Source organism: Pseudactinotalea sp. HY158 (genome assembly GCF_009660225.1).
In the GTDB taxonomy this organism is placed as follows: domain Bacteria; phylum Actinomycetota; class Actinomycetes; order Actinomycetales; family Beutenbergiaceae; genus HY158.
Genome location: NZ_CP045920.1, coordinates 3,580,955 through 3,597,649, shown reverse-complemented (window position 1 = coordinate 3,597,649; position 16,695 = coordinate 3,580,955). Strand labels below are relative to the sequence as shown.

The 16,695-nt window shown below is 73.0% G+C and carries 10 protein-coding genes; 7 read left to right on the top strand and 3 right to left on the bottom strand.

Features of this window, described 5'->3' with window-relative positions:
- The first annotated feature begins 67 nt into the window (after positions 1 to 67).
- From GCE65_RS15865 to GCE65_RS15850, 4 genes are all read left to right on the top strand, one after another.
- Positions 68 to 2,461: a LuxR C-terminal-related transcriptional regulator gene (locus GCE65_RS15865; RefSeq protein ID WP_153879063.1), complete on the top strand. Its 2,394-nt coding sequence runs from the start codon at positions 68 to 70 to the stop codon at positions 2,459 to 2,461.
- Positions 2,462 to 2,722: 261 nt separating this feature from the next.
- A complete protein-coding gene (locus GCE65_RS15860; protein WP_153879062.1) occupies positions 2,723 to 6,004 on the top strand; it encodes a hypothetical protein in 3,282 nt (1,093 codons plus the stop codon).
- A gap of 76 nt (positions 6,005 to 6,080) precedes the next feature.
- Complete coding sequence (locus tag GCE65_RS15855; protein ID WP_194928749.1) at positions 6,081 to 7,583, top strand: SpaH/EbpB family LPXTG-anchored major pilin; 1,503 nt, start codon at positions 6,081 to 6,083, stop codon at positions 7,581 to 7,583.
- A 137-nt stretch (positions 7,584 to 7,720) separates the two neighbouring features.
- On the top strand, positions 7,721 to 8,683 hold the full coding sequence (locus tag GCE65_RS15850; protein WP_228760014.1) for a class C sortase: 963 nt from the start codon (positions 7,721 to 7,723) through the stop codon (positions 8,681 to 8,683).
- 159 nt (positions 8,684 to 8,842) lie between these two features.
- On the opposite strand, the gene GCE65_RS15845 is transcribed toward GCE65_RS15850, so the two are convergent.
- Positions 8,843 to 9,718, bottom strand: a complete 876-nt coding sequence (locus tag GCE65_RS15845) for a carbohydrate kinase family protein (protein WP_153879060.1) — start codon at positions 9,716 to 9,718, stop codon at positions 8,843 to 8,845.
- 154 nt (positions 9,719 to 9,872) lie between these two features.
- Between GCE65_RS15845 and GCE65_RS15840 the strand changes: the two genes are divergently transcribed.
- The 3 genes from GCE65_RS15840 (at position 9,873) to GCE65_RS15830 (ending at position 14,343) form a co-directional block, all read left to right on the top strand.
- A complete protein-coding gene (locus GCE65_RS15840; protein ID WP_153879059.1) occupies positions 9,873 to 10,823 on the top strand; it encodes a LacI family DNA-binding transcriptional regulator in 951 nt (316 codons plus the stop codon).
- 383 nt (positions 10,824 to 11,206) lie between these two features.
- Positions 11,207 to 12,697, top strand: coding sequence for an FGGY-family carbohydrate kinase (locus GCE65_RS15835; RefSeq protein ID WP_153879058.1), 1,491 nt, complete (start codon positions 11,207 to 11,209; stop codon positions 12,695 to 12,697).
- Complete coding sequence (locus GCE65_RS15830; protein ID WP_153879057.1) at positions 12,694 to 14,343, top strand: fucose isomerase; 1,650 nt, start codon at positions 12,694 to 12,696, stop codon at positions 14,341 to 14,343. The genes GCE65_RS15835 and GCE65_RS15830 overlap by 4 nt, the downstream gene beginning before the upstream one ends.
- 118 nt (positions 14,344 to 14,461) lie before the next feature.
- Here the strand turns inward: GCE65_RS15830 and GCE65_RS15825 are convergent, their stop codons facing one another.
- The gene (locus GCE65_RS15825) at positions 14,462 to 15,754 is read right to left on the bottom strand and encodes a hypothetical protein (RefSeq protein WP_153879056.1); all 1,293 of its coding nucleotides are present in this window, start codon (positions 15,752 to 15,754) and stop codon (positions 14,462 to 14,464) included.
- Entirely contained in the window at positions 15,751 to 16,695 is a 945-nt protein-coding gene (locus GCE65_RS15820) for a cytochrome c biogenesis CcdA family protein (RefSeq protein ID WP_153879055.1), read from the bottom strand. Before GCE65_RS15820 ends, GCE65_RS15825 begins: the two co-directional genes overlap by 4 nt.

The window sequence follows — 16,695 nt, the reverse complement described above, 5'->3', positions numbered from 1 at the left end:
TCGGACGATCGGGCGGTGCGAGAGCCTGGCACAGTAGGTCGGCGGGTTTCGCCGAGAGTTCGACGATGTGACGGATCCGTGGGAGGTGGGAGAGGTGGTGCCGGACTCCTCCGTTCTCCCGCGCGTTCCGGCCTGGTTCGAGCCGGCGCCGGCGGCCCTGGCGGCCCTGGCCGGCGCCGCCGAGACCGTGCTCGTGCAGGCACCCCCCGGCTTCGGCAAGACGGGCACGGTCGCGACCTGGCTCGCGGCCGAGCCCGGCCGGTTGTGGGCCTGGGTCGATGTGGACCTCGAGCTGGGGGTCGAGCGATTCCTCGCGGACGTCCGCTCCCGGCTCGAGCGGATCCGCGAGTTCAGCAGCGTCGTGACGGACCCGGATGGCGCCGCGGGCGCGGCTCGCGTGACGCTCGTGATCGATCGCCTCGACCGGCTTCCTATGGACGGCGACGCCCGCCTCGCGGAACTCGCCCGGGCGGCGGGGGCCCAGCTCGTGATCATCGCCCGCCGGTCGCGCGCCCTGCGCTCCTTCCGCGAGTCCTGCGCCCGGATCACGCTCGTCGACGAGGGGCATCTGCGCCTCGGCGCGGCGCAGGTGCACGTGATCGCGGGATCCCTCGACCGGGGCCTGCGCCCGGGGCAGGCGGACGCGCTCGTGGCACGCACGCGGGGGTGGCCGGGCGCCGTGATCGCGGCCCTGCGGGATGCGCAGTTGCCACCGCCCGAACCCACGCCGTGGCGACCCGGGGCGATCCTGTTGGGCTACGCGCAGACCATCCTGCTCGACCCGGAGTTCCACCGGCAGTCCGACCTGCTGCGCCTGCTCAGCGTGGTCGGCGACGTGACCGACGATCTCGTCGCCGACGTCCTCGGGCCGGCCCCCGGGACCCTGGCGGCGTTCTCGAACGAGGGCCCCGTCGCGCTCGAGCGCGCCGGCGACGCCTGGCGGCTCGGACCGGTCCTGGCGCCGGCGCTGGCGGACCTGTACGAGCGCATGGAGCCGGCGGCGATCCGCCGCGTCAACGCGCGCCTGCATGTGCACTATGCCGGCCGGGGCGACCTCGGCCGCGCGCTCACCCAGGCGATCCTCAGCGCCGAGGCCGGGCTCCTGCGCGAGTTCGTGGAGGCCCATTGGTCCGAACTGGCCGTGCTGGCACCGGGCCGGCTCGAGCGCGCCCTCGGGATGCTCGGGCCGGCGTCGGACCTGACACGGTTCCTCGCCGCCGAGGTGATCGGCGAGGCGGGAATGCGCCGCGGCCGGCGAGGACTCGTCGACGGCACGTTCCTCCTGCCCGGCTCCGCCCCGGACCCCGGGGAGGGGATCGCCGACGGCGCGGTCGACCTCGGGCCGTGGCGGCTGCGCTGGGCCTGGGCGCAGTTCTTCGCGCGCCGGCACCTGGGGGCCGCCGATGCGTTCTGGCGGCTCAGCGGGCATCCCGATCCACGGCTGCGGGGTGAGGCGTGGGGCGGGCTCGCGCTGTGCCTCCTGCACCGCGGCTTCGTTCGGGCCGCCCGGGACTGGTGGATCGCCGGTGACGGCCCGGGTGGCGGGGAGCCTGCCACGGTGACGGCCCGGGCCTGCGACTGGCTCGTGCGCCGGCTCCTCTTCGACGAGGGCCGGCCGGTCGAGGATCGGGTGCCGGGCCCGCCGGGCGACCTCGCGGACCTGCCCCCCGCGACCGCCGACCTCGGCGCATATATCGAACTGCTCGTGCTGCTGCCGACGCGGCGGGCCACCTCCACCGAGGAGGATCTCGATCACGCCGCCGAGCGGTGCGCGCGGGCGGCCGCGCAGAGTCCGACGCTGCGGACGGCGATCACCATGACGTATGTTCACCGGCTCGTCACCATGGGTCGCCTCGCCCGCGCCCGGGAGGTGCTCGCCGATACGAGCGACATGGCCGGCTGGGACATGTCGGCGAAGGCGTGGATCGACTGGCTCGAGGGCAACCTCGTGGGCGTGCTGCGGATCACGGGCGCGAGCCTGCCGGGGGCGGCGCTCGTCGACGAGGAGACCCGCCTCAACCCGCGCCTGCACGCGCAGCTGCTCGTGCTCGATGCGCTCGGCTCCGCCCGGCTCGGTCGCGACGACCGGGCGACGAATATGCTCGACGCGGCCCTCGAGCTGACCCGCGAGTCGGGGTACTGGCGGGCCTGGAGCTACGTGCCCCCGAGCGAGATCGCGCGCCTCGTCGAGCTGCTGCCCGCGCTCGCGGACGTGTTCGACGGCGCACCCGTCGGCGCCCCGGGACCGGAGCCGCTGCGGGGGATGGTGCGGCTGTCCCCGCGGGAACTGGACGTGCTGCGGCAATGGTCCCAGGACCACACCGTGGCCGAGATAGCCGATCGCCTATTCGTGAGCGTGAATTCCGTCAAGAGTCACCTGAGATCCATTTATAAGAAATTGAATGTCACGGGCCGGGGCGACGCATTGGAGCGTGCCAGGCAGCTGGCGCTCATTCCCTGACCGCGGCCGGTGCCCGGTCATCCGATGTCCGGTACGCCTCAAGGCTATCACCCGCGATACTATTGTATTCACCCGCATCTCACCCTCGATCATCGAATAATCCACCCCGGGGTGATGGGTCGAAGGTCCTGTGCGCTCGAATTGAACACCACCGCTCCAATAGGCTGAATCCATTCCGATTCCGTCCCGGGAGTAATCGTGCATACCTCCGCCTTCCGTCATGCCGCCAGCCCTGTCCGACCCAGACGGAGAAGCAGGCTCGTGGCCGCCACCGTGAGTGGCTGCCTGGCCCTGCTCACGGGGCCGATCGCGGCCTTCGCGACGACCGGAGGCGCCGGCGAGGCGGGCGGGAACGCCGCTGAGCGGGAGCCCGCGCGGCTGACGATCGTGAGCGATGCGACCGGGGCGATCGGGGCGGGCGAGGCGCCCTCGTTCTCGTACGGGTCGACCTCCGACGTCGCCGGCTCCTCGTGGGGCGAGGGGTTCACGCTCGCCCCGACGCCGGAGGATCCGGACGAGCTCACGGGCGCACTCCTTCCCGGTGAGGCCGTGACGGTCGAGGCGGAGCTGCCGCAGGGATGGGTCCTCGACGACCTCACGTGCACCGGCGGCGACGACGTCACGGTCGGGGCCACGAGCGTGACGGTCACGTCGGCGTCCGACGTCTCCTGCACGTTCACGAACGCGCCGGTGGCCACGACCGGTGAGGCCGATCCAGCCGATCCCGCTGACCCCGCCGATCCCGCCGATCCCGCTGATCCCGACGTCGCCGAGCCCGAGCCCGCGGATGAACCCGAGCCCGCGGACGCGCCTGCATCGGCGGCCCGGCCGAGCTCCGCCGACGTTCACCGGGCCGGCATTCACCCGGCCGACATGCAGCCGATGGCCGTCGGGGAGGCGCCGGTCTGCTCGAGCGGCTACGTCTACTCGGTCTACGACGGCGGCGACCTGGTCCAGATCGACCCGTCCGGCGCCGTGTCCACGATGGGCAGCTGGAGCTCCTTCGTCGACGGCCCGGGCGGAAGCGTCAACGGCCTGGCGATCGGCGACGGCGGCACCGTCGTCTACGCCTTCATGCGATTCAGCAGCGACACCGCCGAGGATCCGCTGAGCAACGCGACCGTGCTCCGCTACCTTCCGGCGACGGATGCGTGGGAGTCGCTCGGCACCCTCAACTCGAACACGACCCAGCAGCTGATCGCCGGCGCGGTCGACTTCGCCAGCGGCGACTACTTCTTCGGCGGATACGACTCCTCGAACAACTTCCAGCTGTGGCGCTACGACGTCGGGACCGGCCTGTTCGACAAGGTGGGCTACTTCGTCAGCGGGCTCGTCGGCGCGAACGGCGACATGGCCTTCGACGCGCACGGCAACCTGTTCGTCATCGCCAGCGACGACGACGGCAACGTCACCGAGTTCATGATCACCGCCGCCACCCTCGCGGCGGCCGAGAACAACGCGCTCGACCTCTCACAGACCCACGCGTTCGACGTCGGCGGGGTCGCCGTCAACGGCGTGGCCTTCGACGCGGACGGATCCATCTACCTCGGCTCCGACACGACCGTGTACAAGTACGACCCCACGACCTGGACGTCCCTCGGCACGCACACCGGCAACCTGGTCGACAGCACCGACCTCGCGAGCTGCAACTCCCCGGGAACGATCACCGTGCGCAAGGACATCACGCTCCGCGCGGCCAGCGCGGACCAGTTCAGGCTGACGCTCGAGCGCGACGCGGTCACGGTCGCGACCGAGGACACGAGCGGAACCACGACCGGGCTCCAGCCCACCCAGATCGGGCCGGTGCCCGCGATCTCCGGGGCGGACTACTCCTTCTCCGAAGCGATCATCGCCTTCCCCGGTTCCTCGCAGATGAGCGCCTACACCTCGACCTGGGAATGCGAGGCGGGCGGTTCGGTCATCGCCACGGGCACGGGCACGGCGGGAGTGGTCACGATCCCACCCCCACTCTCCGGCGACGAGGGCGCGCACGTCGTGTGCACCTTCACGAATGCGCCGAAGACGAACCCGATCGAGTTCACCAAGCGCTGGCAGGGAGCAATCGCCGGGGACACCGCCGAGCTGAGCATGAGCGGCTTCGCACTCGTCGACGCGACGACGGCGACCTCGACGGCAGACGGCACGAACCCGCAGCACGACACGGTCAACGTGGCGACGGGCGCGGCGGCCTACGGCTCCTCGGTCACGCTGGCGGAGAACATCGGCCACGGGTCGGACCCTGCCCAGGGGTCCTACAACGCCACGTACACGTGCACCCAGGGTGGCGTCACGGTGGCCGTGGCGGCCCAGACCTTCGTGATGCCGTTCACCGACGGGACGGTCGAGTGCGTCGTCACGAACACGCCCCGCACGGGCAACATCGTCGTGACGAAGAAGTGGGTCGTGCAGGATTCCGCCGGAAACGTCGTGGAGACCTATGACATTCCGGCAGACGCGTCGACGCTGCCCGCGGGCCTGCACGCGCAGCTGACCCTCGACGGCCAGAACCGGGCCTGGGACGCGAGCGACTCGCGGACCATCGGCTCGGTCGTGACGATCGACGAGGTGGCCACGCTCGACGGCGACGCCCTGCCCGGGTGCTCGATCCTCGAACCCCCCGTGCTCACGTTCGAGGGCACGATCGCCACCTTCGCGCCGACCCCCGGTGAGGACTACGGGCTTCCCTTCGACGCGACCGTGGCCGCGGGGACGAGCCGGTTCCACATCACGAACACGATCGAGTGCACGCAGTCCCTCAGCCTCGTCAAGCAGGTCGACGTGGGCGCGGTCACGGCGGACACCTGGACCCTGAGCGCGACGAAGCCCGACGGCAGCGCGGCGCTCGAGGGCCCGAGCGGCACGTACTCGCCGACCACCCCGGTCACCGCCGCCGTGACGGCCACCGTGCCGTACGCGCTCGCCGAGGCCGGCGGCCCCGCGACCTACGTCCCCGACGGCGGATGGGTCTGCGCCACGAGCGACTCGGAGGCGGTCGCGGTCACGGACGGCGCGGTCGAGGTCCCCCTCGGGGCCGACGTGACCTGCACGATCACGAACACGACCGCGCTGCTCACCGTGCTCAAGCACATCGACGGCAGCTCGGACCTCAGCCCGTCCGATTGGGACCTCACCGCCACCCCGGATGCCGGCGTCGCGGGGCTGACCCCGACGACGGTTCCGGGCGCTGACGGCGCCGCGACCGATCCGAACGCGGCCAGCACCTTCGAGGTGCGCCCCGGGCACGGCTACTCGCTCGCCGAGGCCCTGGCCGCCGGGCACGAGGACACGGCGTACCTGCAGCTCGCGCTGCAGCACTGGGACGGCGCCGAGTGGGTCGACGTCGACGCCGACACGGTGAGCGTCGAGGCCGGGGCACACGACGTGTACCGATTCGTCAACGCCGGCGTGACGGCGATCTCGCTGCCGCTCACCGGCGGCCTGGGCACGGACCTGTTCCTGGCGCTCGGCGCCCTGGGACTGATCGCCGCAGTGGCCCTGGCCGGCTGGCAGCACCGACGGACCACGAGGATGCGACGCGCATGAGGCGATGACCACCACCACGCAAGATGTTCGGCCGAGGAATCGGCGCGGGACTTACATCGATTGGAGCAGGAGAGACATGACAATCCAGACAACGGGTGGGCGTCTGCGCGGCATCGCCGCCGCCACGGGCGCGATGGCCCTCGGCGCGATGGGCATGGTCGCGCTCGCGGCCCCCGCATCCGCCGCCATACCGAACTTCCCCGACGGGCCCTACTCGGTCACCGTGCACAAGTACGCCCAGCCCGACGACGCGACCGGCCTGCCCAACGACGGCACGGAGATCACGACGGGGCTCACCGGTCTCGAAGCGCTCGACGGCGTCACCTACACGATCGCCGAGGTGTCGGGCATCGACCTGACCACCGCGGCCGGCTGGCAGCTGACCGAGCACCTGTCCGTCGATGCGACCGGCGCCGTCGTCGACGATGCGACGCCCGCGACCACCTATACGACGAGCGTGGTCGACACGCAGGTGACCGCCGCCGGCGGCGTGGCGGCCTTCACTGGCCTCGACCTCGGTGTCTACCTCGTCTCGGAGACCGACGCCGGCGCGAACAACATCACCCAGCTCGCCGACCCGTTCCTCGTCACCGTGCCGTTCCCCAACGAGAACGCGTGGCTGACCGACGTGCACGTGTATCCGAAGAACCCGGTCACCGACATCACCAAGGAGGTCGACGACTCCGGTGCCCACGGGCTCGGCGACACCGTCGTGTGGCCCATCACCGCCGGGGTGCCGAACATCCCGGACGGGCAGAGCCTCGACAGCTTCGAGATCACGGACGACCTCGACACCCGCCTCGACTACCAGAGCGCGACCGTCACCCTGACGGCCGCGGACGACACGACCGACGTGCCCCTCGCGACCGGCGACTACACGCTCGTCAACACCGGGCAGAACGTCACCCTCGAGTTCACGACGGCCGGCATCGCGGTGCTCGCCGCCAACCAGGGCGGCACCGTGACCCTGACGATCGACACGACCGTCAACTCCGTCGGCGACGGCACGATCACGAACACCGGCATCCTCTACGTCAACGACTCCGACCACGACCACGGTTTCGAGAGCGATACCCCCAAGACCACGTGGGGCTCGATCAACCTGCTCAAGACCGACGCCGCCGATCCGGGCAACCCGCTCGAGGGCGCCGAGTTCCAGGTGTACCTGACCGAGGCCGACGCGGCCGCCGGCACGAACCCCGTGAGCGTGGGCGGCGTGACGACCTTCGTCTCCGACGCGAGCGGCGCCGTGACGATCGAGGGCCTCAAGTCCCAGGAGAACGGCACGGGAGCCAACCTCACCTACTACGTGGTCGAGACCCAGGCGCCCGCCGGCTACACGATCGCGGCCGACTACTCCGCCGCCGAGTCCGGGGTCGCCTTCACCGTGCTCCCGGGCACGACCACGAACGCCACGGTCACCGTGGAGAACCCGCAGGTGCCCCCCTTCGAGCTGCCGCTCACCGGGAGCTCCGGCACGGCCCTGTTCATCGGCGGCGGCCTCGCGCTCATCGCCCTCGCGATCGGCGCGGCGATCGTGATCGGCCGGCGCAAGTCGCACGCCGGGTCCAACCTGTGACCGAGCGATCCTGACGCACCGACGCGGAGCGTGATGGTGGGAGGTGCCGGCCGGCGCCTCCCACCATCCGTCGGTTCGGCGCCCGAACCGACTCGTCCCTCACCCATCCGACCCAGTGCGCCGTGGCAGGAGGCCCGATGACGATGCTCATGACGCCGCCGCAGCCGCCGGCGCCGCCGAGACGCCGCCGGTGGCGTCTGCCCAAGCTCGCCCTCGGCGTCGCGTTCACGGCCCTCGTGGGACTCGCGGTGCTGCTGTATCCGAGCGCGGCCAGCTGGTATTCCGCGGTGCTCCAGGCCCGAGAGGTCGACGGTTATCAGCAGGAGGTGACGGCGATCGGCCCGGTCGGGCGGGAGAAGGTGCTCGCCGAGGCGCGCTCCTACAACTCGGCCCTGCGCAGCGGCGCCGTCGTGGCCGCGAACGAACGGCTGCCCTTCGCGCACACGAGCGCGCCCACGACGGTCGACTACGACGACCTGCTCGCCGCCGACGCGCACGGACTCATGGCCCGCCTGACCATCCCCGCGATCGGCGTGGACCTGCCGATCTACCACGGCACGAGCGAGCGGGTGCTCGAGGAGGGGATCGGCCACCTCGAGGGAACGGCCCTACCCGTCGGGGGCGAGGGCACCCACTCCGTGCTCACCGGTCACCGCGGCCTCGCGACCGCGACCCTGTTCACGCATCTCGACCGCGTGCAGGTCGGCGACCGGTTCCAGATCTACGTCTTCGGCGACGTGCTCACCTACGAGGTCACCAGCACCATCGTGGTCGAACCCGACGAGACCGAATCGCTCAACCCCGTGCCCGGAGCGGACCAGGTCACCCTCGTCACGTGCACGCCGCTGGGAATCAACAGCCAGCGCATCCTCGTCACCGGCGAACGCATCCTCCCGACGCCACCGGCCGACGTGCGGGCGGCGGCCGTGGACGCGCCCGGCCCGGGCTTTCCGTGGTGGGCGGCCGGTCTCGGCGGCGCCGTCCTCATCCTCGGCGGCTACGTCCAGCGATCCGGCCGGCCCCGGGTGCCACGGCAGGACGGCCCGCCTTCAGCTCCCCTTCCCGATTCCACCGGCGCCGCGATCGACCGAGCCCGGTGAACACGGCAGGCACCAATCCCGCCCGGCCTGCCGGGGAAGGGTGAGACGGCGGCGGGGTACTTCGGATGCCCCGCCGCCGGCGCCCCGGCGCGGCCCCGCCGCGGACCCGTCGCGCGGTGGTGAGCGAGACGGCGAGGGAGGCTGCGTCGTCCGTACGCCTCATCGGCCGCCGAAGCGTGCACGCACGGCGCGCAGGTACGTGCGCGGCCCGACCTCACGTACGCGCAGCGAGGCGACCTCGACGGCGGTGCGGACGGCGGCCTCCAGCTCGGCGCCCAGCGTGAGCGCGGCCACGAGCGCGCCATGGAAGGCATCGCCCGCGCCGAGGGTGTCGCGCACCGCCACCCGTGGGACCTCGACGCGCCCCGAGCCGCGCGCGTCCACCCAGGTCACGGGGCCGGCGCCGGCGGTGATGACGACGCCGCGGGCGCCCAGGGCGAGGAGCGCGTCCGGGCCCGAGTCGCCGGTCGCGGTGCGGAAGTCGGCGGAGCAGGCGACCACGTCGGCGTGCGGGATGAGCTCGGCGAAGATCGGCCGCCGGCGCCCCGCGTCGAGCACCACCGTGGCCCCGCACTCCCGGGCCCGGGCCAGGACGTCCCGCTGCAGGTCGGGGTGGTGGCCGTCGAGGAGCACGACCCGCGGGGTCGGCTCGGCATCAAGGTCCGGCGCGACGGTGTGGGTACTGCCGGCGTCGGTGGAGACGACGGAGCGCTCGCCGGTGGCGTCGTCGACGAGCACCGCGGAGACGGACATCTCGTGCCTCGGGCCGGCGTCGAGGAGCCGCACGCCGTTGGCCTCGAGGTCGTGGCGGGCCAGCGCCCCGACCGGCCCGGCGCCGATCGCCGTGATGAGCAGCGGGGACCGGCCCATCGCGGCGGCCACGACCGCGGCGTTGGCGGCCGGTCCGCCGGCCGCGAGATCCTGGCGCAGGGCCGTGATCTTCTCGTTCGGTGCCGGCGGGCGGTCGGCCCGATGCACGAGGTCGACCGTCGTGAGGCCGGCGAACCAGCAGGTCGTGTTCACTTCTTCTCGCATTCTGTTCGGCGTGTGCCACACTTGCGCTGACGTCGAGACGGGCAGGAGGCCGCGATGGCCGGAAGGAGCCGGGAGGCGGTCCGCCCTTGCCGATCCTGCCAGGAGTCCTCCGGCCGCGGGGCGCCGCGGGCCACCACGGATCGTCGGCGCTGACATGGTCCGTATCCGCGACGTCGCCGGCCACGCGGGCGTCTCCACCGCGACGGTCTCGCGCGTGCTCAACGGCAAGCAGGTGCGCGCGGACCTGGCCGAGGCGGTGCACGCGGCCGTGGCCGAGCTCGGTTACGTGCCCGACCGCACCGCCCGCTCGCTGCGCACCGGGACCACGCCGGTCATCGCGCTCGTCGTGCCCGATATCGCCAACCCGTTCTTCACCTCGCTCGCGCGGGTCGTCGAGGACGTGGCCGCCGCGGCCGGCTACTCCGTTGTGCTGTGCAACACCGACGACGTGGCCGCCAAGGAGCGCGGCTACCTCGAGATCGCCCTGCGCCAGCGGATGGCCGGCGTCATCCTCGCCCCCGCCGACGCGAGCCCCGACCTGGGCGCGCTGCTCGCGGCCGGGCGGGCGGTCGTCGTGATCGATCGGGACGTGCCGGAGGCCGTCGACCGGATCGCCTTCGACAACGAGGGCCTCGGGCGGCGGGCCACCGAGGCGCTGCTGCGGCGCGGCCTCACGGACATCGCCTGCATCACCGGGCCCGAGTCCACGAGCACCGCCCGGGCACGTGCAGCCGGGTGGCGCGCCGCGCTCGCCGGCGCCGGCATCGAACCGGGGCCCGGGCGGCTCACCTACGCGAATTTTCGTGTGGACGGCGGTCGCGCGGCCGCCGCCGGGCTGCTCGCCTCGCCGCGGCGCCCGCAGGCGGTGCTGGCCACGAACAACCTCGTGGGCGTGGGCACGCTGCAGGCGCTCGCCGGCGCCGGGGAACACGGGATCGCCGTGGGCATCATCGGGGACCTGCCGTTCGCGACCTCGGACATGTCGGAGGTCACCCTGACCCCGCTGCGCCCGGAGGACCTGGGCCGGCGCGCCATCGAGCGGCTGCTGGCGCGGCTGCGGGGCGAGGCCGGGGAACCGGTCCGGATCGTGCTGCCGCTGCAGTGAGGCGGGTCGTGCACCGAGGCGCCCCGACGATGTGCCGTCGCCGGCGCGCCGGGCTCCTCGGGCGCCCCGACTTTGTGTCGTCGCCGGCCGCAGAATGTGCGGCGCGTGGCGGTCTTCGCGCGTGTTCACAACGATGACGGCCCAGGGGGCGGCTCGCACTATTTGCGCGAGGGGTCGATCGGAATGTGCCGCCTCGGCCCCACGGAAGCAATGGCGGGTGTCCGCAGGCGCGGATGTCGAACCCGTCCCGGGCGGGAGGGGGCGATCCCACCCGCTCCGGCCCCTTGCGTCAGTAATCGATTTCTGTCATCGTGGGAAGGCAAGCACGACGGGCTTTCGACTGACAAGCCTGACAAGCCTGACGAGACTGACAAGGTGGCACGGTGGCGACGATCGCATACCTCGGCGTGGATATCGGCACGTCGAGCACGAAGGGCGTCCTCGTGGACGAGGCCGGCGAGATCCTGCGCACCGCCACCCGGGAGCACCGCGTGGACCGCCCCGCCCCGGGCCACGTCGAGATGGACGCCGAGATCTGGTGGGAGGAGTTCACGAGCATCGCCGCCGAGCTCACCGGCGCCGCCCCGACCCCCGACCTGCAGGTCGCGGCCGTCGGCGTGAGCGGCATGGGCCCGTGCGTCCTGCTCACCGATGACGCCGGCACCCCGCTGCGGCCCGCGATCCTCTACGGCGTGGACACCCGCGCCTCCGCCGAGGTCGCCGAGCTCACGGCCGAGCTCGGCGAGGAGGCGATCCTGCGCACCGGCGGCTCGGTGCTCTCCTCCCAGGCCGCCGGCCCCAAGCTCGCCTGGATCCGGCGCCACGAACCCGACGTCTGGGCGCGGGCCACCCGCTGGTTCATGCCCGCCTCCTTCCTGGCGCACCGGCTCACCGGCGCCTACGTGCTCGACCACCATTCGGCGTCCCAGAGCACCCCGATGTACGACTCCGCAGCCCTCGCCTGGCACGCCGACTGGGCGCGGCGCGTCGCCCCCGGCCTGCCGCTGCCCGAACTGCGCTGGCCCGGGCAGGTCGCCGGCGCCACGAGCGCCGACCTCGCCGGCATCCCCGCCGGCACCCCCGTGATCACCGGCACGATCGACGCCTGGTCCGAGGCCGTGAGCGCCGACGCCCACAACGCGGGCGACCTCATGCTCATGTACGGCACCACGATGTTCCTCATCGCGACCGGCACCGAATTCCTCACCTCGGCCACCATGTGGGGCACCGTCGGCGCCTACGAGGGCACCCGCAACCTCGCCGGCGGCATGGCCACCTCCGGCGCGATCACCGGCTGGCTCGCCGACCTCACGGGCGCCGACTACCCCACCCTCCTCGCCGAGGCCGCCGCCTCCGGGCCCGGTGCCCGCGGCCTCCTCGCCCTGCCCTACTTCGCCGGCGAGCGCACCCCCGTCTTCGACCCGGACGCCCGCGGCGTCATCGCCGGCCTCACCCTCGAGCACACCCGCGGCGACCTGTACCGGGCCGTGCTCGAGGCCACCGGCTTCGGGGTGCGCCACAATGTCGAGGCGATGAGGGACGCCGGAGCCCGCCCGGGCAGGATCGTCGCCGTCGGCGGGGGTACTCAGGGCGGGCTGTGGGCGCAGATCGTCTCCGACATCACCGGCCTCGAGCAGGTGATCCCCACTCACGCCATCGGCGCCAGCTACGGGGCCGCGGTGCTCGCGGCGACGACCCGGCAGGACGTCGATGTGGCCGCCTGGAACCCGCCGGCCCGGATCGTCACGCCCGATCCCGCTGTCCATACGCATTACGGCGAGCTCTACGGGCTCTACCGCGACCTCTACCCGGCCACGCGCGACATCGCCCACGCCCTGGCCACCCATCAGCGAACCGAAGGAGTCCGCCCATGACCGCCTACACCCTGCCCGAGACCCCCGCGCCGCCGACGGCCCCGCCCCGGACCGCCTACCTCGTGGCCAACGGCGACCTGCGCGAATCGGCCAACACCGCCGGTTGGGCCGCCCAGGTGGAACTGGAGCGGCAGCTCGAGGCGGCCTTCACCGCGGTCGGCTGGACCCTCGAGCGCGCCCACGCGGTCGACCCGGCGACCGGGCACGGTTTCATCTCCTCCCAGCGCATGGGCATGGACATCTTCGCGAGCATCCCGCCCGAGGCACCGCTCGTGGTGGCCGAGGCCGTGTGGCAGTACTCCCACCACGTGCTGCCCGGCCTGCGCGACCACCGCGGCCCGATCCTCACGGCCGCGAACTTCGCCCCCGAATGGCCCGGCCTCGTGGGCCTGCTCGGCCTCAACGGCGGCCTGACCAAGATGGGCACCCCGTACTCGAGCGTGTGGACGGTCGACGGCACCGACGACTGGTTCCTGAGGCGGATCCGCGAATGGGTCGACACCGGCACGATCGCCCACGACGACTCCCACGTGCGCCCGCTGCCGGAGCTGCCCGCCGGCCCCGAGGCCGGGCCCGAGATCCAGCTGGGCCGGGCCCTCGCCGCGGACCTGCGCCACCGCAAGGCGATCATCGGGATCTTCGACGAGGGCTGCATGGGCATGTACAACGCCATCATCGACGACGAGCTCCTCAATCCCACCGGCATCTACAAGGAGCGCCTCTCCCAGAGCGCCCTGTGGGCCGAGATGCAGACGGTCACCGACGCCGAGGCCGACGCCGTGCAGACCTGGCTCGAGGAGGCCGGAATGACGTTCCGGCTCGGCACCGACGAGGCCACCGACCTCACGCCCGGCCAGCTGCGGTGGCAGCACAAGATGTACGTCGCCGCCCTGCGCATCGCCGACGACTTCGGCGTGGACGCCCTCGGCATCCAGTACCAGCAGGGTCTCAAGGACGTCTGCCCCGCCTCCGACCTGGTCGAGGGCCTCCTCAACAACGTCTCCCGCCCACCGGTCGCCTCCCGCGACGGTGCGCGCATCCTGTGGGAGGGCCGGGCCCTGCCGCACTTCAACGAGGTCGACCAGGGCGTGGCCGTGGACGCGCTCGTGACCAACCGGGTCTGGACCGCGATGGGACTCGACCCGGCCACCACCCTGCACGACGTGCGCTGGGGCGCCGAATCGGGCGGGGAGTACGTGTGGACCCTCGAGATCTCCGGCTCCGTGCCCGCCAGTCACCTGCCCGACGGCTACGCGAGCGCCGAGGGCTGGCGTCAGGGCCCGGTGTTCTTCCCCGCCGGCGGGGCGACGCTCAACGGCATCTCCAAGCCCGGTGAGGTCGTGTGGTCCCGGGTCTACATCTCCGGCGGCGCGCTGCACGTCGACCTCGGCCGCGCCGACGCCGTCGAGCTGCCCGCCGCGGAGGCCGCCCGCCGCAAGGAGACGACCAATCCCGAGTGGCCGGTCATGTTCGCCGTCTTCCGGGGCGTGAGCCGCGACCAGTTCATGGCCCGCCACAAGGCCAACCACGTGCAGGTCGCCTACGCCCCGGATGCGGCCACCGCCGACAAGGCGCTCCTGGCCAAGGCGGCGATGTTCGAGGCCATGGGCCTGACCGTGCACCTGTGCGGCGACGTCGCGATCTGACGAGTCACCCGAGTCGCCCGAGTCACCCGAGGGCGCCGTCGCCCGGTCGCCCCGCCGTGAGCGGGGAGGAGCCACCCCGCCGGAGGTGGTGGATCCTCCCCGCTGCGGTGCTGCCGTGTCAGGGGGCCGGCGGCAGCCCGAGCAGGGTGATCGCCTCGAGTGCGAAGATCCCCGCGCCCGATTCGGTGATGAGGGCGGGGACGGCGAATCCGGGCGCCTCCGGCGGATAGGCCACGGCGTCCTCGCCGGTCACCGTGTTCACGATCTCCACGCTCGTATCCGAGCGCAGGTAGGCGAGCACGCCCCCGGCCGCCGAGATCCGCATCCCCTCGGACACGCCCCGGCTCCACTGCGGCTCCCCACCGGAATAGCCGGCGAGCGTCTGCGCGTCGAGGGTGAGCAGCACGTCCCCGGCGGGATCGAAGGCGATGTCACGGATTCCGGTGTCGATCACCTCGCCCGTGCGCACGTCGACCACCGCGCCCGTGCGGGCTTCACCCCGCGTGAGGACGGCGTAGCCCGCCACCGCGGGTACGCCCGCCAGGGCGTTCACTCGCCCCGTCAGGGTGCCCGTGGGGTCGAGGTCGGCCACGGGCAGGCGCCAGAGTTCGGGCCCGCCGGCGGTCGCCTTCGTGGCGATGATCTCCCCGCCGCGCGCGACCACGAGGACGTCGTCGTACACCCCGACGATCTCGAGCCCCTCCTCCTCGGCCTCGTCGGCGATCACCTCCCCGGTGAACGGGTCGAGCGCCTGCCGCGGGCCCCCTGCCCCGACGGCGCTCGCGGGGGAGGCACCGGCGAAGACGGGGCCGGGACCCTGGTGGGGTCCGGGCAGCTGGACCGGGCCCCAGCGCACCTGCCCGGTGAGCAGGTTGTAGCCCGTCGCCGTGGTGGCGGCGAGCGCGTCCTCGGTGGTCCCGACGTCGGTGAGGATCGCGACCGCCTCGTCCGCCGGGAGCTCGTCTCCGGTCGCCCCGGGGACGCCGGCCGAACCGGGGTCGCCCGCCTCGCCGGGCGGCTGCGCCGCGAGCACGTAGCCGGAGCAGCTCGCCGGCCGCTGCACGCGCCACAGCTCCTTCCCGTGGGCGTCGACGGCCGTGAACTCGAGCACCCCGCCGGCGTCGTGCAGGCCCATGAACACGCCCGCGGCGTACTGGGGCACGTCGTCCCAGCCCGGGGCGAACGCGGGCAGCTCCGCGAACGGGTACGGCAGCTGCTCGCGATCGATCGCGGTCTCCGCGAGCGGGCCGTCGATCACCTCGACCGTGCGATCCGGCTGGGCGGCGGGGGCCGGTTCCTCCCCGCCGATGAGCGAGCAGCCGGCCAGCGCGAGGGCGAGCGCCCCCGCGGCCGCGACGGCACGGCCGCGCCGGGAGAGCCGAGACGACCGGGTGGAGGGGCCGGCCCTCATCGTCGAGCCTCGGGATCGGTGCCGTCCGCCCGAGCACCGGCCCGCGCGCCGGCCCGGGGATCCGACGGGTTCCTACGCGAGCCCGGTGCGGGAGAGGCGGGTTCGGACGAGGGGGGAGCGGCGTCGTCCGTGCGCTCGCGCGGCCACCACCACCACAGCCCGAGCGCCACGAGCGCCGCGACTACGATGAGCGCGATCTCGGGCAGCGAGGCGGCGAATGAGCCGGCGCCCTGCTGCAGCGAGCTCTGGGTCTCGAGGCCGATGAGCTGGGGCGCGGAGATGAGGCCGTTGGTCGTGATGAACACGGTGCCGACGGCGATGAGCAGCAGGCCGGTGAGCACCGAGGTCGTGTGGAACGCGCGGCCTGCCACGGTGAAGGTGCGCCCGCGGGCGAGGTTGCGGATGCCGACCCGGTGCCACACGATCACGAGGACCACGAGCGGGAGCACCATGCCGGCCCCGTAGGCGGCGAGCAGGATCGCGCCGGCGGCGGGGTCGCCCTGCGCGGCGGCGAGGGTGAGCACCGCGCCGAGGATCGGCCCGGCGCAGAAGCCGGCGACGCCCGAGGTGATGCCGAGGAAGAACGCGCGGGCCACGCCGGCGGCGCCCCGGGCGGCCGCGGCCGCGCGCGTGGGGGCGAGGCGGTCGAGCCGGAAGCCCCAGCCGGCGATCTGCATGACCCCGAAGGCGATGATGAGCACGCCGGCCACGACGATGAGCACGGAGCGATGCTGGGTGAACAGCAGCCCGAGCGCGCTGGCGCCCAGGCCCAGGGGCACGAGCACCACGAGCAGTCCGGCGTAGAACAGGCCGACGTGGGCGCCGAGGCGCGTGCCCGTGCCCGCCGAGCTGGCGAAGAACGCGGGCAGCAGCAGCGCGCCGCACGGGCTGAGCAGTGCGAGGGCCCCGCCGAGGACCGCTGCGAGCAGGCTGATCTCCAT